This window comes from Micromonospora sp. DT46 (assembly GCF_049841735.1).
GTDB classification, from domain to species: Bacteria; Actinomycetota; Actinomycetes; order Mycobacteriales; family Micromonosporaceae; genus Micromonospora; species Micromonospora reichwaldensis.
In genome coordinates this window covers 184,082-205,115 of sequence record NZ_JBNCKW010000001.1, presented here as the reverse complement: position 1 = coordinate 205,115, position 21,034 = coordinate 184,082, and the positions used below count along the sequence as shown (strand labels likewise).

Sequence of the window (21,034 nt, the reverse complement as noted above, 5' to 3'; positions counted from 1 at the left end):
GCGGCCCCGATCCGGTGGTGGGACGGTGCTCACTCAGGCTTGGAATCCTCGCCGCCCCAGGTCGCCAGCGCGGCGGAAAGCTCTTCGAGAAGCGCGTCGACCTGAGTGGAGTCATATCCGCGCGTGGCCCTGGGCAGGGCGGCGCGCGCCTCGTCAAGCTCGGCTTTGACCTGGTAGCGCTGCAACGTCCGGCCCGAGATCAGCGCGTCCTGGCCGCGTCGGATCAGCTCGTCCACTCGCGCCGGGTCGTAACCGCGCAGTCCGATGGTGAAGTCGGGCGAATCGAACCGCTCTCGGCGTAGTCGCCGGACATCCGTGAAGCGGTCTCCTCCGAAGCGGGCGAGGGCCGCCGCCACCTCGTCCGCCGACTGTCGAACGTCACCGAGGTCGAGGAGGGCCAGGCCAACGCGATCGTCGATCGGGCTCCGGCCCATAAGAGGGCGATCGATGGTCGATCCGGCGGCCGGCACCAGCAACAGCGACGGGGAGGTGGGCTTACTGCCGCCGAGCGACGGCCCCGGCTCATCGAGAATGATCGCGTCGATCTCGGCCCACGGCACCAGCCGGTTGAGCCCGGCAACCCGCAGGGTCAGCCCCTCGGCCCCGATGAGGAACCTGAACGGCTTCAGCTCGCTGACGACGAACACGCCACCCAGCAGCGCCGCGAGTCCGCCGACGACCAATGCGCCGATCGAAGGGGACGAACCTCCCGCGCCACCGCACAGCAGCACGAGTACCCCGAGCGACAGGAACAAGACGCTAGCCACCAGCAAGCGTCGGCTCTTACGCAGCTCCATGCCCAGACCTCGATTTCGTTCGAACGGCCGATGGGAGCATGGCACGGGGTTACAAACGATCAGCCGGTGCGAGCATCGAGGCGGCGAGCTACGCGGCGAGGGCTCGGGCGGTGGCGTACAGCTTGGCGGGGAGGGGATTGTAGCCGCCAACCTGAGCGCATGGCCCTGTCACCGGTGTTCTTTGGCAGGTCATCCGGGCTCGTACAGGCGCACCTGCACGCTCGGCAAGTCGGCGAGGGCTGCCTCGAGCAGGGGGCGGACGTCGGCCCAGTCGAGGCCGCCGTTGCCGCAGCCGAGAGCCGGCACCGCCACCGAGGCGATGCGGTTGTCGCGCAGGACGCGTACCAGATCGGGCAGCCCAGCTTCGACGTCGGCGAGGCGGGACGGCGAGCGCCAGTGGCCCTTGGTCGGGAAGTTGACGACGTAGCGGTGCCGGCCCGGCGTGCCCGAGTCGTAGACGAACATCTGCCCGAGTCGGACGGTGCCGGCGGCGCAGGCCGCGCGGTACGCGGTGAAGTTCGCGGGGTGGGCCCTCTTGAAGGCCAGGGCGAGCCCTTTGCCCATCACACCGACGGTATTGACCGGGTTGACGAGCGCCTCGACGTCCGCGTCGAGCAGGTTGCCGTGCCGAATGCTGATCACGGCAACCTGGCTACCAGAGGGTTGTGACAGCGGAACTCCGCTCGGTGCTGCTGTCGCGTCCCTGACAGAGTCGCTGCGCCATCGTGCTCCAGCCCGTCGGGATGGCCGTCGCGCGGAGTCTCAGCCTCGGACCGGCTGTCCCTACTGAGCAGGGCGAATGCGGCATCGCCGGCAAGTAGTTGTCCGTGCGCAATATCGACTCCGCAGGTAATTGACGGCGGGAACAGGTGAGCCGAGGCCGGCCGATCGGTGGAACCTCGGGGGTCCCGCTGGTAGGACTCTTGTGGGTAGGGTCCGGGGACCGCCAGTGGGGAGGTGGGAGCCGTGCGTCAGCGCGGAGGTGACCGACTGCTCGCACGACGAGCCCGCCTGCCGATCTCCTGACGACAGGTCGATCCGTCCCGTCCTGGCCGGTCCACCCAGCAGAACCAAAGGTGCCGCATGCTTTCCCGCTCCACGTCCTCGACGGAATCGCCCGCACTCATCCGGGACCGGGCCACCTCCCTGGTCGAGTACTTGATGGCCGTGCGGGCGCAGCTGGAGAAGCCGGCCCGGACGGTTCCCACCGCCGACGCCTTCTGGCAGCACGACTTCCCCGCGCACGCCGCCTGCGAGGTGGGCGTCTCGACCGACGGCGCCAGCTGGCTGCGGGTCGGCCTGCCCGCCGCCACGAGACCGATCAGGACCCCCGCGGAGTTCGCGCCGTACCTGGCCGGTGCGCCGTCGTACGCCGTGGAACCCCGGCTCGTCGGCGACGACGAGACGATCGAGAGGCTCCAGGAGCGGTTCGCGCAGTGGCGTGAGCGGGAGTGGCGCCCCTGGGCCGACCAGACCCGGCGTACGGAGGCGACGCGGCAACTGCACCGCAGCCTGTTCGACCTGAAGCACCGCGTCGACATGGACGCCGCCACCCACGAACTCGTGTGGGGCCACGGCGTCATCCGCACCGACGTCGCCGGGCACCGGGTGCAGTACCCGCTGGTGGTGACTCCGGTCGCCATCGAGTTCGACGCCGACCGGTCGATGGTCACGGTGGCGCCGCAGGGCGCGCCCCGGCTTCAGACCGACCCGCTCACCGGCCTCGACGAGCGCTACCTCAGTCAACTGCTCGCGTTGGCCGGCTCCGGCGGTCAGCTCGACCTCGACGTCTGGCACGACCTCGACCGCGTCGAGTTCTTCGAGCGGGCGCTGCGCCGGCTCGGGCACGACCCCGTCGTACGGGACAGCGGCGCGGCGGCCCCGGCCGGCCCGCACGTGCACGACACGGGCGTGCTCTTCGTCCGGCCCCGGCAGCGGATGCTGCGCCGCTTCCTGGAGGAGTTGCGCGCCCGGCTGCTCGCCGGCGACACCGCGAGCATCGGCTCGCTGGCCGCCATCCTGGCGCACGAGCCGAGCCGGCTGGAGATGCCGCAGGACCAGCCGGCGCGGTGGGCGCCGCTGGGGGAGCGGCTGCTCATGCCGCTGCCGACCAACGAGGCGCAGGAGTCCATCGCGCGTCGGCTCGCGCAGCACCGCAACGTCGCCGTGCAGGGCCCGCCCGGCACCGGCAAGACCCACACCATCCGCAACCTGATCTGCCACCTCATGGCGCACGGCAAGCGGGTGCTCGTGGTGGCGCAGAAGGAGGACCCGCTGCGGGTCCTGCGCGACGGCCTGCCGAAGGAGATCCAGTCGCTGTGCCTGGCGGTGCTGGGCCGCTCCACCGACCAGCTCGTGCAGCTCCAATTGGCCGCCCGCGAACTCTCCGACCGTGGGGCGACCCTCGACAAGCGGGGCGAACAGCAGCGCGTCGACCGGCTGCGCCGGCAACTGGAGGAGGCCGAGCGGGACCTCGGCCAGGCCCTCGGCGGCCTGCGCACCATGGCCGAGAACGAGTCCGCGCACTACGAGATCGACGGCATCCGGTTGTCGCCGAGCGACGTCGGCAACTGGCTGCGGGAGCGGGCCGACCGCTACGGGGACATCCCCGACGCCCTCGCGCCGGACGTGGCCGCACCGCTGGGCGTGGAGGAGTTCACCGAGCTGCTCGACATCGCCCGGCGTACCGTCCGGCAGGACCGCACCCAGGCGCTGCGGCACCTGCCCACGGCCGCCGAACTGCCCGCGGAGGCCGCCGTCCTCGCCGGGCGGCGCGAACTCGCCGCCGCCCGCGAGGAACTCGACCGGCTCGCCGCCGCCGGGGTCGTCCTGCCGGAGGTACGGGCGTTCGGCCGGCCGGCGCTCGACGACCTCGTCGGGCAACTGCGTCAGGCGCTGACCCTGCTCGCCGGCCGCGAGGGGGCGTGGACCGACCGGCTGGCCACCCTGCTCCAGGCCGACCCGAACTGGCAGACCATGTGGCAGGACCACGTCGCGGCCTGTCAGCGCGCGCTCACCGACCTGACCGCGGCGACCCGGACCCTCGCCGGCCACCAGGTGAGCGTGCCCGAGGCGCAGCTCGCCGAGCCCCGCCGCCTCCTGGCCCAGCTCGGTGAGCTGCGGCAGCGGTTCGCGACCGGCAAGGGCGTCAACCGGCTCTTCCAGAGCACCCTCGCCCGGCTCGCCACCGAATGCCGCATCGACAGCGAGCCCCTGCGCACCACCGAGGACGTCGACATCGTCGTCGCGTACGTCACCCGGCTGCGGCTGCGTCAGGAGCTGAACACCCGGTGGACCGAGTGGCGGCAACTGCTCAACCTCCCCGCCGACCTCGGCGACCAGCCCGACCTGTGGGTGGGTCGGCTGCTCACCGACGCCGCCACCGCGCTCGACTGGGACCGCCGCCGCTGGCCCACCCTGCACGCCACCGTCCGCCGCCTCGTCCCCCGGGCCGAGCAGGCGGTCGACGTACGCCGGCTGACCGCCCTCGCCGACCTGGTCACCCGGTGCGCGACCGTGTTCGACCACGACCGGCTCGTCGCCGACGAGCGGGCCCTCGGCACGGTGCTCCAGGAGGGCATGTCGAGCACGGACGCCAGCGAGCTGTGGCGGCTGCTCGACCAGAGCCGCCAGCGCGCCGACCTCGAAGGGTGGGACGGCATCCTCGACGAGGTACGCCGGCTCGCCGCCCTGCGCCCCGACGCGCAACGCTTCGCGCAGCTCACCGAGCGGCTGCGGCCGGTCGCGCCCGGCTGGACCGCCCAGATCGAGGACGGCACCGCCGTCGCGATCGGCGGCACCGGGGCCGACTGCCCGCACCGCTGGCAGTGGCGCCGCGCACAGACCTGGTTCGACACCGTCGTCGGCAGCGTCGACCCCGTCGCGCTGGGCCGCCGGATCGAGCAGACGCGGGAACGGATCCGCCGGCTGACCCAGGAACTCGTCGTCGCCTCGTCCTGGCTGGAGGTGTCCAAGGCGCTCGACGACCGGCGCCGGGCCGCGCTCGCCGACTGGACCACCGCACTGCGCAAGATCGGCAAGGGTACGGGCAAGAACGCCGCCCAGTGGCAGGCGCACGCCCAGCGGGCCATGAACTCCGCCGTCGACGCCGTGCCCGTCTGGGTCATGTCCGTCGACCGGGCCATCGAGCAGTTCGCCGGCGGCGCCCACTTCGACGTCGTGATCGTCGACGAGGCGTCGCAGGCGGACATGTTCTCCCTGCCGATCCTCAGCCTCGCCGAACGGGCCGTCGTCGTCGGCGACGACCAGCAGATCGGCCCGCAGCTGTCGTTCGTCGGCACGGTCACCGGCCTGATCAACTCGCACCTGGTCGACGTGCCCTCCGCCGAGCACTTCGACCCGGAGAGCAGCCTCTACGACCACGCCGTACGCCGCTCACCCGAGCGGATCCTGCTCACCGAGCACTTCCGCTCCGTACCGGCGATCATCGGCTTCTCCAGCCAGACGTACTACGGCGGCGAGATCGAGCCCCTGCGCACCGACCGGCCCGCCGGCATCGGCGACCCCGTCATCGCCGTGCACGTCCCCGAGGGCATCCGCCAGGACCTGCCCACCTACGGCAACGTCAACGTCGCCGAGGCCGAGGCCCTCGTCGACCGGGTCGCCGCGATCGTCGCCGACCCCGCGTACGAGGGACGCACCATCGGGGTGGTGAGCCTGCTCAGCACCAGCGGTCAGGCCATCTACCTGCTCACCCGCCTGCGCGAGGTGGTGGGCGAGGAGGAGATGGAACGACGTCGGCTGCGCGTCGGCGACCCGTACACCTTCCAGGGCGACGAACGCGACATCGTGCTCGTCTCCACGGTCGTCTCCCCGCACAACGGCATGGTCTCCGCCTTCACCAAGCGCGACCACCACCGGCGGGTCAACGTCGCCGCCTCCCGCGCCCGCGACCAGCTCTGGGTCTTCCACTCCGTGCAGCCCGCCGACCTGCGCGAGGACGACGCCCGGGGGCTGCTGCTCACCTACTGCCAGAACGTCACCGCCGCCGAGGAGGCCTACGACGACCTGGAGAAGCGCTGCGACAGCGACTTCGAACGCGCGGTGCTGCGCCGCGTCCTGACCCGGGGATACCGGCCGCTGCCGCAGTACCGCATCGGCGGGTACCGGATCGACTTCGTCCTCCCCGCACCCGACGGGCGGCGACTCGCCATCGAGTGCGACGGCGACGCCTACCACGGGCCGGACCAGTGGGAGAGCGACATGCGCCGGCAGGCGGTGCTGGAGCGGGTCGGCAACTGCGTCTTCGTCCGCATCCGGGGGAGCGTCTTCAGCCGGGACCCGGAGGCGGCGCTGGAGCCGCTGTGGGAGCGCATCGCCGAGCTGGGCATCGAGGTCTCGTCCCCGACGGCCGCGCCGGTCATCGACGCGGAGGCCGTCGAGGCTGCGCCGGTCATCGGCGCGGAGGTCGGCGAGGATGCGCCGGTCAGCACGGAGGCGACCCGTGCGACGTCTCTCGTCGCGCCGGCCCCGGTGCCCGCCGAGCCGGTCGATGACGCTCGGCCGCTGGCGGGGACGACCGGCGGCGATGGTTCCGTCGGCACCGAACCGCCGCCGGTGGCGACCGAGCCCGTCGGGACCGAACCGCCGTCGGTGGTGACCGAGCCCGTTCCTCCGGCGCCGGCTGCCCGCGCCGGCTCCGAGGGCAGCGGCGACAAGGAGCCGCGCGGGGTGGCGGTACCCCCGGTGCGACCCACGCCCGGCGCGGCCCCGCCACCGGCAGACGAGCCGGCAGGGACCCCGGACGACGGCATGGCGCCCGTGCCCGCCGGCTACCGGAACGTGGCCTGGCTGCGGCCGTACGAGGCGGTGGCCGCCCTGGACAGCTACCAGCACTGCCGCGACGTGCCGGTGCGGCACGAGGGCAAGGTGCTGGGATGGGCCCGCTACTACGACAGTGCCTCCGCCGAGGCGCGCAAGTACCGGGCCAACGTCCGCGTCGAGCGGGCACACCCGAACGGCGCGCGGCTGGTCTGCTGGGTGCGCCCGCACGAGGCGAAGGCAGTGATCGCCGCGGCGTCGATGAAGCGCGACATGCCGGTGGAGGACAGTCGCGGCCGGCACGCGGGCCTGGTCCAGTACTTCCCGGCCGCCAGCCCCGCCGCCGTACGCTTCCGCAGCGTCACCCGGCTCCTGCGGCTGTCGGGCGGCGAGAGCCGCGACGCTCGCCCGGCCGCGCCGCCGGTCCGGCCCGCGCCCGAGCCGCGCGGCCCAGCCGAGCCGCGGCCCGCACCGGCGGGCGAGGGGACGCCCGCCCGACGGGAGCTGGAGGAGACGCTGCACCAGGCGATGGTGCAGGCGTACGACCAGGAGGCCGAGCCGGCGGACGAACCCGTCGAGGCCTCGGCCGATCGCCGGGCGCTCGAAGCGGCGTTCCACGAGGCGATGGTGCGTACGTACGAGCGGGCCCGGGACGAGGCGAACTACCACGCCAGCCTGCTGCTGCGGATGGTGACGGAGAAGGGCGGCCTCGCCACGGCCCGGCAGCTCCTGCACCACCCGCTGGTCTCCGACGGGTTCACCGCGCTGTGGGAGCGGGGGCGCGTGGACCTGACGGCCGAGGCGGTGGTGATCCGGCCACGCTTCCGACCGCTGTTCACCGACGAGGAGTTGGCCATCGCCAGCAACCGGGTGGTGGATGCCTCGGCACACGCGTCATGATCTCAATTTCAACGATGTCCAACAGAAATATATGGCGCACACCTCAGGCGCCGAGGAAGGTGCAGCTGCCATGAATGATTTCGCGGCGGTCGACTTCACAACAGAGGCGCGCGCAGCGGAGCGTCCTTGGCATAAGGAGGTCCCCACCAGCGGTTCTGTCGAGCTGCCTCCGGACCCGCATGCGTTCGACGGCCTCGGACGTAACCACAGGATCGAGACGGCCCTCGCCGACCTGGTCGATAATTCTGTCGATGCCGGCGCCGATCAGGTGTTGATTCGCTTCGTTCAGCGCGACGGGCGCCTTTGTTCACTCTATGTGGTGGATAACGGCAGAGGCATGAGCGGCGATGTCATCGATACGGCAATGACCGTCGGTGGCCGCCGGGAGTATGGCTCTGACGACCTCGGCAAGTTTGGCCTGGGAATGAAGGCGTCGTCTTTCAGTCAAGCCCGGAGTCTGACCGTGCTGTCCCGAGCGGCTGGAAACGTACCGGTCGGTCGCCGTTGGCGGCTCAGCAGCCGCCGGGACTTTCGCTGCGATGTCGTACCCCCGGATTTCTCAGCGGCAGAACTCGATCGCTCTTGGGGCATGTCTCTTGCCGATAGCGGGACGGTGATCCGCTGGGACGATGTCACGGGTTTTCCTGTGACGGAGGATCCCATACGCGTGCAAGAGTTCGTCACCGCTACAGCAACCGTGATCCTCAACCACCTCGGCCTAGTGTTCCATCGGCTGCTCGTAGGGCAGCGGCTGGGCATCAGGGTCGATGTAGAGGACGTAACTAGTGCCCTGGTAGGGGCGCCCTTCGATGTGGTCGCCCTCAACCCCTTCGCCTATCACAAGTCCGGGCATCCCGCCTACCCGAAGCATCTCGTCGCTTCTGTATCCGGTCACCGACTTGAGTTCAACTGTCACATATGGCCGGCCCGGTCGAAGTCTGAGCACTTCCGACTTCCTGGCGGCCAAGTCGAGCGGCAGGGACTTTACTTCTACCGCCGGGGCCGCCTGCTGCACTCAGGCGGTTGGGATGGCGTGACCGTTTCGGATCCTCGGCTACAGCTCGCGCGGGTCGAAATTGACATCGAAGACGACGTCGCCGGTCTTTTCCGGATGAACCCGGAGAAATCCCGCGTGACGGTCGGCCCTGAGTTTGCCCACCTCGCAGAGGAGGCGATTGCCGAGGATGGCACTAAGATGGTCGACTACCTGCGCGACGCGGAGACCACTTACAAGAAATCTCGTGAGAGAAGTCGGAACCGCCGCCGCATGTATCCGCCCGGTAAAGGGCTTGAGCCGGCGCTCAAGCGGGCCATCGCGGACGAAGTCCCTTTCCTTGACAACGAGAGGGACCTGGACATCCGATGGCGGCGTATGGAGGGATTTGACTTTTCGCTGTCGACCGCGACGAGAACATACTTTGGCTTAACGATCGGTACCGCGGGGCGCTATTGGCGGGCCGGCGCGGAGGACTCAACGACGCTCCCCTAGTCAAGGCATTGCTCTATCTATTGACTGAAGAAGTCTTCCAAGGGGAGTACTTGGGGCCTAAAGACAAGGACAACATCTCTCTGTGGCAAGAGATCTTGACTGCTGCGGCACGGGCAGAGGTGTCCCGGAGCGAGAAGGGTGTCTAGCGCATCACGTCACCTCAGCCTTGCGGGTTTTGAGCAGTATCTCCGCAGGGGTGTGGCGATCGAGCAGCCCATCGATGGCGAGCCTCAGCTGGTGCTCACTATCGATCCGGACGTGCCGGCGCTTGCCCTCCGAGCACCCCGACGACTGCATGAGGTGCCGCTCAAGACAAACCTGGAGTATGTGCGGGTGATTTCGGGACAATGCGCCTCTGGTCCATTTCTTCAGGTCAGGGTCACCGATTCAAGGTTGTTCCTCGATGCATACCCAGTGCTCTGTTCCATCGCCGATCGCGTACAACTCCAAGGGCTGACGTTTACCGCTGCGGTCTCGGACACGCTGCGATCGCTCGGCAAGCTTCTGGCGCGAGACGAGGCGCTTCCTAGGGAGCACGAGATTGGGCTGATCGGGGAGTTGCTAACGCTACTGGGGTTGTCCAACCGCGTCGGTGCCGAACTTGCGGTGGCCGCCTGGCGGGGACCACACGGTGAAGAGCACGATTTCGGTGTCAGCGGGTTCGACGTGGAGGTAAAGACGGCATCAACTGAAACTAGGGTGCACTGGATACGATCGCTAACTCAGCTACAGCCTAATGCGGATCGACCCCTGTGGCTCGTCTCCCACCAGCTCACCGAGGCCAGCCCCGATGATGGGTGGCGTCTTGGTGACCTCGTGGCCGCAGCGCGTAGAGCCGCCTCAGGGGCAAATGTTCGGGACGAACTAGATTGCCTGCTGGCCGCGTCTGGGTGGGCTGACCCATTTGCGGAGATTTGCCGAACGCGATGGCGCCGGAGGTTTCCGTCCGCAGCATATTTGGTTGCAGGAGACTTTCCGGCTCTTACCTTAGCAGCATTACAGACCTCCAACGTGAATCTCTCCTCGATAAGCGACGTTCGATACCGAATCGACTTGACGGGACGCATGGTCGGTCCGTCTGTTCCAGCCCTGCTCGCCGAAGCCATAGATTTCGAGGTGAAAGAGACGTGACCACAACTTCTGTTGCCTATCGCGAAGCGCTTCGCGCGATGGACCTCAACGGTCCACGTGGGTTACATGCTTTGGCAGCGGCATTGTCAACTGACAGCGGCATCGTGGTCGGTGAAGATGCCTTGCGCGGGCATCTCGCCGCAGCGCAACCGGACGATCCCTTGAGGAAGGATATCCATTTAAGGATTGCGACATGGGACGCTGCGCAGAAGCCGGGCTGGGCGGGCGAAACGGCACCGCGAACGCAAGAGCGGCGCGCACGCATTGTTGAACTTCTCAGGGTTGACGACAAGACCGGCTCGCTCTTCGCCCAGTTGTTTCCCGTGGCGTCCAGTGAACTTATGGTTATCGACAAAGAGTGGGAGCCTTGGTATACGGAAGACCTTCGCCAAGATCGGAACTTTTATTGGGCGGCGTACAGACGGCACCTAGCCGAGGAGCGGGGATTTGGTGCGGAGCCGATCGCGAGGCTTGATGCCGCGACCAATAGCGTTGTCGAGCGCCTCGCTGATCCTACGCGTCATGAGAGGCATCAAGCAAAGGGTCTTGTCGTCGGCTACGTCCAGAGCGGCAAGACCGCCAACTTCACAGGAGTGATCGCCAAAGCCATCGACGCTGGTTACCGGCTCATAGTGGTTTTAACTGGCACGACTGACTTGCTCCGAACGCAGACCCAACGGCGCCTTGATATGGAGCTTGCAGGCCGTGAAAATCTCCTGCGGGGGATTTCAGAGGATGACACGGAATCGTTCGACTATCACGACGACCCGGATTGGATTAGTGGGAAGTTCCTGCAGCATGGATGCCGCCCTTCTGACGTAGGCCGTCCTGACATTATTCGGCTCACGACTCGAAGCTTTGATTACCGCAGTCTCCAGCAGGGGATTAGCGCACTCGATTTCGAACGCCGCGATAGAACCCGTCCCTACTTCGACCCGACGAACCTACTGCCGAGTGACGCCCGATTGCTAGTGGTAAAGAAGAATGGACCGGTCCTGAGGAAACTGGTAAAAGATCTTGGCAAGATCACCGCAAGGCTGAGCGAGATTCCGGCGCTTGTTATTGACGACGAGTCGGACCAAGCTTCGCCCAACACTAGTAACCCCAAGAAGTGGGCAGAAGACCAGACCGAGAGAACTGCAATCAATAAGGTTATCGCGGAACTCTTGGTACTGTTGCCTCGGGCACAATACGTCGGCTACACCGCCACGCCCTTCGCGAACGTGTTCATCGACCCGAGTGACGCCGAGAATATCTTTCCGAAGGATTTCCTTATCTCACTGGAGCGGCCGCAGGAATATATGGGAGCTGAGGACTTTCACGATCTTGACGCCTCCTTTGGGCAGGATGGCCCTACCTTCGCTAATTCGAAAGAGAAGGCTCACGTCAGGGCGCTCAATCAGGACAACACATTGGAAGATCCGCAGCTTCTCGATGCCCTAGATATGTTCGTTTTGACGGGGGCGGTAAAGCTGTACCGGCAGGATCAAGGCCTTCCGCCTTATGTGCACCACACGATGCTAGTCCACGAAGCAATGAAGACCGTAACGCACCGGGAACAAGCGACGGTTTTGCGCAGCCTCTGGCGGAGGTCGGGTTACTATTCTCCGGCTAGTAGTGCTCGCCTTCGCGACCTCTATCAAAACGACGTAGCGCCGGTTAGTCGGGCCATCTCCCCCGAGCAGCCGCTCCCTGACACGTACGAGGACCTCGCCCCTTATGTCGCCCAGGCGGTGCGCCGAATTGGTCAGTCGGGCGATCCAGTCATTGTCGTGAACAGCGAAAAGGATATTGAAAAGGAGGAAATCGACTTCGACAAGCGGTCCGTTTGGCGGATCCTTATTGGCGGCAACAAGTTAGCACGTGGTTTTACTGTTGAAGGGCTGACCGTTTCATACTACCGGCGCATGACCAAGCAGCAGGACACGCTCATGCAGATGGGACGATGGTTCGGCTTTCGGCGCAATTATCGGGACCTAGTCCGCCTATACATTACACCCACTCTGCACGAGGCCTTTGAGGCAAGCTGCCGCGACGAGGAATACTTTCGAGCGGAACTTCGACGGTACGCCGCACCGGTGGAGGGCGGCCGGCAGATTACGCCGGCACAGATCCCGCCCCTTGTAGCGCAGCACCTCTACTGGCTCAAGCCGACTGCGGCGAACAAGATGTATAACGCGCAGCTCACGGAACGCCGGTCGCCTGGAATCCCGATCGAACCCCGATGTTTCCCGTCAAGCACCCAGCTCACCCGCCAGAATACCGAAGCTTTCCTTCCTCTCATGGAAGCTGCCAGCGAGCGTGTGTCGCTGTACGCCGAGTCGGGTAGCTGGGATTATCAAGCTTTGATGGGAAGCGTTTCGCATTCCGTGCTGCTCAGCGTTTTGGAATCTGTTAGCTTCGCCGTACCGGGCTTCTTAAGCCCGGATCTTCGCTGGCTCGCTTCGCTGAGCTCGGGCGATATATCCAGGTGGGCCATCATCTTTCCGCAACAAGCCAGCGCTTTGAGTGAGCGGCGAATCCTCGGTTGTGGACCTATGAGCATCTTCGTGCGTAAACGCCTTCGGGAAGACTATTTCAGCGTTATTAGCGAAGAGCGGCACCGGTACCCGGTCGAGGCTATTAAGCGCGGCTCCGGCATGATAGGGGACCCCTTCGCTGATGACCTGGTCAGGCCGCGGACCGGGGCAATCCTTGTCTACCCAGTTGTTCCCAGGAATGCTGATGGCTCCGCTCTCCTGGCCGGACAATCGGGAGATGATATAGATCCGGGCAAGGTGACGATGGCGTTCCACCTAGTGGCGCCGTCAACGGCGACTGGCAAGGATTCTAAGCTTGTCACATTCACTACCCGGGACCGATCTCGAGAGGATGACCCTATTATTGACAAATTCTGAGACTTCCCAAGCGGGGCGTTCGATTGGGAAAGAAAAGGTGGCAGGGTTGACTAGAGCCGCCGAATCACTCTGCCATTCTCGGTTTTTTCTTAATATTTAACCTGCCTTGGTTTATTAGCTACATCGAGGGAATTCATGCCTGAAGCGCGGGAGTATTTGGATTTGAGGCAAAGAGAGGCCCGCGACCAGTGGATTCTAGTCAAGGAGCGTTCTCCCATCGTCAAAGGGCGGCAGGTGGACTTCTTGCCTGTGGAGACGCTGCTATGCTTAACCGCGAGTCTGCTAGTCAACCATCGTCGTTACGGTGGCTCCACCAGTCATAAAGCCGAAGAGCCAGTCCCGGCCCTCGCCCGCCTGTTCTGCAGGCCCAACAGCAGTGTGCTGGCGAAGATGGCGAACCTGGACGGTAGTCGGCCGAACGGAGCCAGATACGAGGTCGAGGTGGCTGCACAACTCCTCGCCGCGCCAGAGCGGCTGGCCTCGACCTATCGCCTGATTCTGTCCGCCGCTCGTAGCGCTGGCATTGATGAGCTGTCGCTACCGGACTTCCTTGGCCTAGAAATAGTAGGCGCGGGGCTGGAGCTACTTGGTCAGGAGAAACTAGATCGGGCAGACGTTGAGGCAGCCGCCCAGGAAGCGTCTGCCAACTGGCTCAAGAGGCGTCCGGACCTTGAGGACCGGGTGACCGAAAAGCTGTTGGTATCGGTGGCCCGTATAGGACAGCACCGATTCGCAACTGATGTCTTGCGCAATCATGGCTTTCGGTGTGTATTTTGCGGCATGGCATTGACTGCCGCCGGCGGTAAGAGGGCGCGCCGTATGCTGGTCGCCAGTCACATCAAACCCTGGAAAGCTAGTTTGCCTAAAGAACGACTAGACGTTCAGAATGGCCTTGCAGCTTGTCCGACACATGATGTTGCCTTCGACACAGGTCTGGTAACCGTGAACGTCGACCATCGAATCCGGGTGAGCCCGAAGTTAGAAGATGCAGCGCGGACCGACCCAGCGATCGCAGCAGCTTTCGGCCGTCCGCCTCTGGCTGAAAATCTTCTAGTCGCCGAGGACACGGTTTTGCCCGGTCGACGTTATCTGCTCTGGCATCATGAGCATGTCTACCGGGAGCCCCTCACAACTCATCGTGAGTGAGAGCTGGTAAGGGGGATAAGGCCATGGGACGACAAGGGCCGTAAGAGGGCTGTCTCTGGTGCAAGATCGATCGCGCTTCGGGGTACTAGCCGGGTTGATGAGCCGTGTGTTAGCCCGTTACGGATATGTGCGTCGCGCGCTCGGATATGGTCCATTCTTGGGATACATGATGACGTAACCGGGAAGGGCAGTTATCTGCCAGGCCGGCTCTACGACGGAAATCGCCCGTGCTAGGCATTGAAAAAGCTGGTCTGCGGTCGGCCGCTGAGATGTGACGTTGACGGCCACCTCCTTGTGGAAAGAGGCCTGCTGATAGCGGAAGACGTAGGGCAGAGCGTTCTTTAGGCTCTTGAGTAGATGAGCTGCTGTGTATCGGCCGGGCATGATTGTCTCGCAAACCCAGTCGAGGTTTGCCGGGTGTAGAATATCGAAGTGGTACGGTTTCTTGGAAAGATCTGTCGTGTCTCGTTCCTTTCCCGGGTCGTTGTTACCGAAGCCGTTGTTGTTCCACGGAGCCTGGCCTTGGCCCTTATACCTTGCGATCAGTAGCTTTTCGGGTGCGACAGCGTGAAGGTCCTCCTCGACGTACAGGCAGGCAAAGGTCATGTGGCCGACGTGAAGACGGCCGGAGATCTTCGCGAGGTGCTCCGCGAGGCGTCCGGGCAAAGAGTTATCCGCCTTGCCGACGTAGACGAAGCGGCCGTCTTCGTAGAGCTGGTACACGCCGGGACGGGGGGCGATAGCCATGATGTTAGCGGGGTCGAGCGGCGCCGGCGTCAGCATGCTTAAGGACTCAGCGAGCTGGTCACCGAGGGCTCGGGTGATGCTCAGGCGGAACTCAGCGCTGTTGTGCATACGAAGACCTCGACCTTCCGCGTCGCGGTCGCGAGTCGATCTCGTGGCGCGATCTCCGCCAGCCTACTCAACCAACATCCACAACCAAAGCCGAGCACGGCCAGGAAGACGCCAATCGACACCCAGGGCAAGGCGGCCGCGGCAACACCCTCGGCTGCCTTCAGCCAACCGTGTCACCTCCTGCAGTGGGATCAGCGCGGAACCGCTTCCCGCTCGGTGGTTGCATGGACACATATGTCAACTGCGTCCCAGCCGCATGTTCACCACGCTGATTACGGTTACGATCTGTATCGGCGTTGCTCACTCCGCGCATCACGAAGTTGCAGGTCACCTACCGGCTTCTGGCGTTCTGGGCGGCCGACCTAGCCCTTGCGGAGTGCGGGATGGGAGGTGGAACATTTAGAGCTGTCCCTCGGGGATGTGCTTTCGGTCGCCGGCGGACTGTCCACGAACTACCTCTTGGATGCGATTGGCGGCCGTCGTGAAATCCTCGTGCTCCCAAATTCGGATCACGGTCCAGCCAGCGTCGACGAGTAGTTGGTCGGTTTCTCGGTCGCGAACACGATTTCGATCAATCTTCTCGCGCCAGAACTGGTCGTTGGCCCGGGCAGGGCGATAGTGCTCAGGGCATCCGTGCCAGTAGCAGCCATCGACGAAAACCGCTACGTGTGCGCCTGGGAACACCACGTCTGCGGTGCGGCGCAGAGATCGCAGCGGTCGAGCATTGACCCGGTACCGTAAGCCCGCCTGGTGCAGGAGGGAGCGCAGCCGTCGTTCAGGACCCGTGTCGCGGGCCTTGTTGGCGCGCATCACGGCCCGCACGGCAGGGCTCTTCGCCCATGAGGTCGCGCTGGCTTCTGGCAGTGTGAGGAATCCCCGCTCCCAAGCCAGCCGCCATCCTTCAGCGAGATTCTCAGCTCGAGTGGCGTGCTCGGCCTCGCCGAGATAGCGGGCGGGTGAGCGCCCGCTATCTGACCACCGCAGATAAGCGCGGATTCGCCGAGTTCGGGGTAGCAGTTTGAGTTCGACTGACGCCCGTGCCTGACGTCCATCACCGAGGTCGACCCACCGGCGATCAGGTCCACCTGCAGCCCGATCTTGTTCAGCGGACGCGGCTCGCCTGCTGCGACCCTTTCGCCCTTTCCAAGCTCTCGGGTCGGGGGGCTTGTCCGCCCAGCGCTGGTCGGGTCGGACCGGCGATGACGTCATGGCTGGCTCTCGACCTCATCAAGTGCAGTGGCGATTGCTCGGGCGAAGAATTCGCCGAGCAGGACGGGAACCGCGTTGCCGAGTTGGCGCATCTGCTCCCCACGAGGACCGGCAAGCTTCCAGTCGTCGGGGAAGGTCATGACCCGTGCGGTTTCGCGTACCGTCATGTATCTGTGTCGGTAGGTATATTGCGACGCATGGAGTGGTTCGGCCAGCAGCTCGTCAGTCAACAGCACCGACTCCCCACCAGGTACGCCATGCACGCCGGCTTTCACAGTCTTCGCTGGTCGGTCAAGCTCGTTCGGGGTGTGGCCCGCGTAGATGCGGGCGTCTGGCCAGCCGATGTGATCGGTGAAGCCACCGAGCCGGTACTCTCGCCGGTCCAATCGGTCCCACGGTACCGGCGGTAGCGGGCGCTGCCCGTTAAGCCCCTTAATGGCGTCCCGCAGCGTGCGCCAGGGAAGCATGCCGTCATCCTCTGGAGCGCTGTCCGGCAGTCGCGACATGACACGTCGACGCACATGGTCGGGGACGTCAGGATGCCGCCGCCAGTAAGAGCCATTGAACATCGACCGGATCAGCGCGGCTTCCGAGTATTGCGGGCGCACGGCTTGCTTGAAGCGCTCGACATCGATGCCGAGGTCTGCCCTAAACGCCACAATGATGATCCTGTTACGGATCTGCGGCACGCCATAATCGGCGGCATTCACCGTCGTGGTTAATACATCGTATCGCCGCTTCGGGTCTGTCGGCTCCTCATTTAGGCGCTCCCGCAGCACCTCGTCATGCTCACGCCACGTGGCGTTGACCTCCCGTTCCTCGAATGGCAGCCGCAACTCCCGCTCAATGTACTCGAAGTACGGTTTGAAGGACGGACGTAGTAGGCCGCGCACGTTCTCGCACATCACGGCCTTAGGCTGAATGTTGCGAATGGCGCGGAACATCTCCGGGAACATGTTGCGCTTGTCCTCGTCGCCTCTCGCGACGCCGCCAAGGCTGAACGGTTGGCAGGGTGGCCCGCCAGCGAGTAAGTCTACGCGGTCCCACAAATAGTCGAGCTTGATGTCGCGAACGTCCCCCTCGACGAGGGGCCATCGCTCGCCAGGGGAGGGGATGTGCTCGCTCTCGCCTCGGGAAGTGGCCGCGTTCGCTTTGAGCGTGTCGCACGCGTGCTTGACGAGTTCATTGACCAGGAGCGGGCGGAAGCCTGCTCTGTGGACGGCCATCGCCAGACCACCGCCGCCCGCGAAAAGTTCCACGGACGTCCGATCACTGGTGGGCTCTCCTGGCGGTTCAGACATGGCAGGAGCATACCGCGGAGTTATCGATCTTGGAAGTGGACTCTCCCGGTGTAGGGCGCTCATGCGTGCGGTCGCGCCCTCGGCCCAGAGCCAAGGCCGGAAGTTGGACCACCTCAAGGATGTGGTTTGGTTACGCCAGTCAGAGGAGGGGTGATGGCGACCTGGCAGCTCGGTCCGTTCGACAACGATGACGCGGTCGAGTGGTGCGGCATCCTGGAGACAACAGCTCCCGCCCAGAGGACCGAGCTTGTACGCGACGTTCTCGAAGCGGTCGTGTCGTCCGGGCCGGCCCTCCCCGCAGGCGAGGCCGCCCGAGCGATTGCGGCCGCCGCGACCGTGCTCCAGTCGCTCACCGGCGCACCAGCCTCGGATTCGGCCTACGCTCCACGATTCCTGCTTGGCCGACGGGACATCCGGGTAAGCCCATCGCTGCAGGCCCTGGCCATGCGGGCCCTCGACGTGGTACTCGCGAACGGCTCGACCTGGCGTCAACGGTGGGCTGACGACGTGGAAGAGGAAGAGGCGCTAGCCGTCATCGAGGAACTCCGGCTTAGTCTCGGCTCGGCAACGATGGCATAGGGGGCGCTGAGGTCCATGCGACCTCCTCTATGAATAGCTCTGCGCGTCCTAACGGCAGGGTCAGTCTTGACCGAGCTCTTCGTTCGCGGCGGTCGTGAAGCTAGCCGGCACGAGTCGGTGCATCCACGACGTGCTACGCCGAGTTTTCGAACGGCTTGGAGTCAACAGACGAATCTCGCTCTCCTGGTCGGCTTGGAGAGATCCGCGAACGGCGTCCAGCGCGCATCGTGATCATCGTTCTGCACCGAACGGAGTCGGATGACGAATTCGGCAGCGACTGTTGCCGAGGTGGCCAGCAGCGGCACGGCAGCGACGATCATCTTCAGCTCGCGGGCCTCGCGAAAGATCGGCCACGACGGGTCAGAGGTGACGTCGATGCCGTAGGCGTTGGCCAACGCACGGTGCGCTCCTGTGCCTCCGAATCGAGCCTCGCCGGCGGCAACTGCTGCCAGGTCAACCTGCCAGGGCCCGACGCACGTGGCGTCGAAGTCACACATGACTGTCCGGCCTGACGGCTCTCGAAGCAGGTTGCCGACGTGAGCGTCCCCGTGGATGAGCATCCGCTCCGCGCGTTGGTTGAGGGCATAGATCTGTGGCTCGACTCGGTCGCACCACTCGACCAGAAAGTCACGGTCGTGACTGCCAAGCCCATCTGCGTCGTCCAGCCGTCGGCGTGCGTCACGGACTGGATCCCAGACGGGTAGCGGAAAGGGAGGAACGCCGAGGGCGTGAAACTTGCGCAACACCAGGCCGAGGTCCTTCACCGCCGGGGCAGGCGACCGTGGCGGAACGTACGTCCAGATCGAGGCGACCAGGTCGCCGACCTCAACCGGCTGCTCGACGTCCGTCGCCAGGCGAATCGTCGGTGCGTCAATTTCGGCGCTCCAGCGCGCGAGCTGAACGACCTTCGTCACCCGGTCACGCAGCCGATAGGTGCGCGCGATCCGGATGACGATCCCAGAGTGAGGCAGGGCGAAGACGGCGTTGTTGGTCAGTCGTAGCAGTTCAGCGTCATCCGACGGGACGCCTAGATCGGTGGCGACCTGCCGCATGGCCGCCGTCATCGCCTCCTCGGAGAACCGTCCACTCATCTGGTTGCCGAAGCGTGAGCCGTGAGGCGGCACTCGAACTCGGCGACCTGCGGAAGCCCGCGATGCTGCGCCAGATCGCGGCGCAGATTGACGACCCGATCGATCACTCGCTTCGAACTCATCGTTCGTGCCAGCTCCACGACGCGGGCGCCTACCGCAAGCGCCCGCTCCGGTTCGTCGGCGAGGAACAATGCGCTGCACAGCCCAACCTCGTTCAGTACCGTGCTACGCACGTTCGCCGGACCAAACGCGGCTATGGCGTTTTGGACCCAGCGAACTGCCTCGGGCGCATGCCTGCGGTCCTCCCGCGCTTTGTCCCGGTGCACGCGGCCGTACTGGGCGAACAACTCGCCGCGGTCGTAGAAGCCCAACCAGCCCGGCTCGCGCTCGCTGTCGATGCGCTCGAACTGATCGCTCGCCTTGCCGAGGGTGGTCACGGCGGTCCGGTGGTCGCCGAGTGCCGCGACGGAGGCGGCTTCCGCGCCCCAGAGCAGAGCCCTGATCGCCGGGGTGGCGTGTGTCCCAAGCTGCGCGTGAGCGAGCTGCAGCGTTGCGAGTGCGTCTCGGTTGTGTCGGAGGTGTTGAAGCTGTTTGGCCTGCGAATATCGGATCATCGCTGCCAGCAACACATCTCCAGCGGTCAGCGCGGCCCGTTCGCCTGCGACGAAGTGCCGCTGCGCGTCATGGTGCCGACCCGCGTCGAGCGCCGTCCAACCGGCCAGTTGGCGTGCTGCAGCCACCGCAGCGACGAGGCTTGGCGTCAGCCCGGCCGGGTGCGACCAGTCGAGCATGCGGTACACCGACTCGGCGAAGCGGGCCACCTCCTGGTACAGCAGCCCGCCACCGCATTCATAGTCCACCGAGCGGTACAGCTCCAGCACTGCGTTGAGCCGAGCGACATCCGCTGCGCCGATTCGTCGGGGCTGGACGAGCCCCACCCCACCGACGAGTCCCGCGCCTGCGGCGACGGCAGCGATACCGGCTAACAGTGCCCGCCGACCCTCGTCGGGTCCCGAGGACTGCTGGCCAGGTCGAGAACTGACCTCCGCAGCGGTGTCGCTCGATTGGGGGGCCTGGCCCGGAAGCGCGAACCATAGGCGTGCCAAGGGGATGCGAAGCACCTGCGCCCAGTGCGTCAACCGGTCCAGGTGCACCAGCGGCGGACCGTTCTCCACCCGGCTGAGCTGCGCCTGCGTGATCCCCAGCCACCCCGCCACCACGGTCTGCGGCAACGCGGCCCGCCCGTGGTACGGGTGGCACCGATACGCCCGGATGGCCCGCCCGAGGTGGCGCTCCGCCAGCGCCCGCCGCACCGGCTCGTGTTCCCAGAAGCTTGCCGGCACCACCGGCGGCGCGCTCAACCTGTCCCGCTCGGCGGCCTGGCACGGCGCGCAGCGCCCGCTGTCGTTGTCGCGGGCCAACCGTCCGCCGCACCGGGGGCAGTTCGCGTGTGTCACCGGCAACCTCGCCATGCGCAGGTGGCTCCGTCCATTCCGCCTCGTCGAGCCTATCCATTCAAGCCACTCCGTGCAGGATCGGTATACGCAGCGCGCATATTCGCGCGGTCATCCACGCCGCTCGTCGCTTGCCCGGCAAGGACATGCCCTCATGGACGGGGCAGCTCGACAGGGCCGAACGCGTAGGGAGGCGAGCGACTCGAAGCCTCAGGCAGAGAGTGACTTGTCGGATGCACAGCGTGCATTGCCATCAGGATCATCGCGGCATACCGGGAGCCCCGGCCCGAGCCGAAGGTCGACGCATGGCCCGGGGCGGGTGCTGGCTGCGGAACTGCGTCGATTCCCGAACGACACAGCTCCGCTTCCGCCCGCCCCGGCGCCACTCCAACCCTTCGCAAGGG

At 65.7% G+C, this 21,034-nt stretch carries 13 protein-coding genes; 6 read left to right on the top strand and 7 right to left on the bottom strand.

Going from position 1 to position 21,034, the window contains the following annotated elements; genetic code table 11:
* Positions 1-29: 29 nt before the first annotated feature.
* Together ACLQ20_RS00895 and ACLQ20_RS00890 are read right to left on the bottom strand one after the other, a co-directional pair.
* The gene (locus ACLQ20_RS00895) at positions 30-797 is read right to left on the bottom strand and encodes a hypothetical protein (RefSeq protein WP_425853906.1); all 768 of its coding nucleotides are present in this window, start codon (positions 795-797) and stop codon (positions 30-32) included.
* Positions 798-986: 189 nt separating this feature from the next.
* Entirely contained in the window at positions 987-1,439 is a 453-nt protein-coding gene (locus tag ACLQ20_RS00890) for a macro domain-containing protein (protein ID WP_151454455.1), read from the bottom strand.
* 441 nt (positions 1,440-1,880) lie between these two features.
* Between ACLQ20_RS00890 and ACLQ20_RS00885 the strand changes: the two genes are divergently transcribed.
* The 5 genes from ACLQ20_RS00885 to ACLQ20_RS00865 all read left to right on the top strand — a co-directional run bounded on the left by ACLQ20_RS00885 (position 1,881) and on the right by ACLQ20_RS00865 (position 14,141).
* Positions 1,881-7,478 carry an AAA domain-containing protein gene (locus ACLQ20_RS00885; protein WP_425853905.1) on the top strand — a complete coding sequence of 1,866 codons (5,598 nt, stop codon included), beginning with the start codon at positions 1,881-1,883 and terminating at the stop codon, positions 7,476-7,478.
* Positions 7,456-8,967, top strand: coding sequence for an ATP-binding protein (locus ACLQ20_RS00880; protein WP_425853904.1), 1,512 nt, complete (start codon positions 7,456-7,458; stop codon positions 8,965-8,967). Before ACLQ20_RS00885 ends, ACLQ20_RS00880 begins: the two co-directional genes overlap by 23 nt.
* Positions 8,968-9,165: 198 nt before the next feature.
* Positions 9,166-10,098 carry a PD-(D/E)XK motif protein gene (locus tag ACLQ20_RS00875; protein ID WP_425853903.1) on the top strand — a complete coding sequence of 311 codons (933 nt, stop codon included), beginning with the start codon at positions 9,166-9,168 and terminating at the stop codon, positions 10,096-10,098.
* The gene (locus ACLQ20_RS00870; protein ID WP_425853902.1) at positions 10,095-12,995 is read left to right on the top strand and encodes a Z1 domain-containing protein; all 2,901 of its coding nucleotides are present in this window, start codon (positions 10,095-10,097) and stop codon (positions 12,993-12,995) included. The genes ACLQ20_RS00875 and ACLQ20_RS00870 overlap by 4 nt, the downstream gene beginning before the upstream one ends.
* Positions 12,996-13,130: 135 nt before the next feature.
* Positions 13,131-14,141: an HNH endonuclease gene (locus ACLQ20_RS00865; protein WP_425853901.1), complete on the top strand. Its 1,011-nt coding sequence runs from the start codon at positions 13,131-13,133 to the stop codon at positions 14,139-14,141.
* 117 nt (positions 14,142-14,258) lie between these two features.
* Here ACLQ20_RS00865 and ACLQ20_RS00860 read toward each other — a convergent pair whose 3' ends face one another.
* From ACLQ20_RS00860 to ACLQ20_RS00850, 3 genes are all read right to left on the bottom strand, one after another.
* Positions 14,259-14,996 (bottom strand): GIY-YIG nuclease family protein, encoded by a 738-nt coding sequence (locus ACLQ20_RS00860; protein WP_425853900.1) that lies wholly within the window; start codon positions 14,994-14,996, stop codon positions 14,259-14,261.
* 399 nt (positions 14,997-15,395) lie between these two features.
* Positions 15,396-15,818, bottom strand: coding sequence for a very short patch repair endonuclease (locus ACLQ20_RS00855; protein ID WP_425853899.1), 423 nt, complete (start codon positions 15,816-15,818; stop codon positions 15,396-15,398).
* Between the two features lie 383 nt (positions 15,819-16,201).
* Positions 16,202-17,506, bottom strand: a complete 1,305-nt coding sequence (locus ACLQ20_RS00850) for a DNA cytosine methyltransferase (RefSeq protein WP_425853898.1) — start codon at positions 17,504-17,506, stop codon at positions 16,202-16,204.
* Between the two features lie 153 nt (positions 17,507-17,659).
* On the opposite strand from ACLQ20_RS00850, the gene ACLQ20_RS00845 reads away from it, so the two are divergent.
* The gene (locus tag ACLQ20_RS00845; protein WP_425853897.1) at positions 17,660-18,085 is read left to right on the top strand and encodes a DUF4259 domain-containing protein; all 426 of its coding nucleotides are present in this window, start codon (positions 17,660-17,662) and stop codon (positions 18,083-18,085) included.
* 161 nt (positions 18,086-18,246) lie between these two features.
* Here the strand turns inward: ACLQ20_RS00845 and ACLQ20_RS00840 are convergent, their stop codons facing one another.
* Positions 18,247-19,176, bottom strand: a complete 930-nt coding sequence (locus tag ACLQ20_RS00840) for an aminoglycoside phosphotransferase family protein (protein ID WP_425853896.1) — start codon at positions 19,174-19,176, stop codon at positions 18,247-18,249.
* Entirely contained in the window at positions 19,173-20,633 is a 1,461-nt protein-coding gene (locus tag ACLQ20_RS00835) for a helix-turn-helix domain-containing protein (protein WP_425853895.1), read from the bottom strand. The genes ACLQ20_RS00840 and ACLQ20_RS00835 overlap by 4 nt, the downstream gene beginning before the upstream one ends.
* Positions 20,634-21,034 lie beyond the last annotated feature (401 nt).

What these genes read in the sequence shown, in the direction of transcription:
- ACLQ20_RS00895 (WP_425853906.1), bottom strand. Translation starts at nt 797, where the DNA reads ATGGAGCTGCGTAAGAGCCGACGCTTGCTGGTGGCTAGCGTCTTGTTC.
- ACLQ20_RS00885 (WP_425853905.1), top strand. Translation starts at nt 1,881, where the DNA reads ATGCTTTCCCGCTCCACGTCCTCGACGGAATCGCCCGCACTCATCCGG.
- ACLQ20_RS00880 (WP_425853904.1), top strand. Translation starts at nt 7,456, where the DNA reads ATGCCTCGGCACACGCGTCATGATCTCAATTTCAACGATGTCCAACAG.
- ACLQ20_RS00865 (WP_425853901.1), top strand. Translation starts at nt 13,131, where the DNA reads ATGCCTGAAGCGCGGGAGTATTTGGATTTGAGGCAAAGAGAGGCCCGC.
- ACLQ20_RS00860 (WP_425853900.1), bottom strand. Translation starts at nt 14,996, where the DNA reads ATGCACAACAGCGCTGAGTTCCGCCTGAGCATCACCCGAGCCCTCGGT.
- ACLQ20_RS00850 (WP_425853898.1), bottom strand. Translation starts at nt 17,506, where the DNA reads ATGTCTGAACCGCCAGGAGAGCCCACCAGTGATCGGACGTCCGTGGAA.
- ACLQ20_RS00845 (WP_425853897.1), top strand. Translation starts at nt 17,660, where the DNA reads ATGGCGACCTGGCAGCTCGGTCCGTTCGACAACGATGACGCGGTCGAG.
- ACLQ20_RS00840 (WP_425853896.1), bottom strand. Translation starts at nt 19,176, where the DNA reads ATGAGTGGACGGTTCTCCGAGGAGGCGATGACGGCGGCCATGCGGCAG.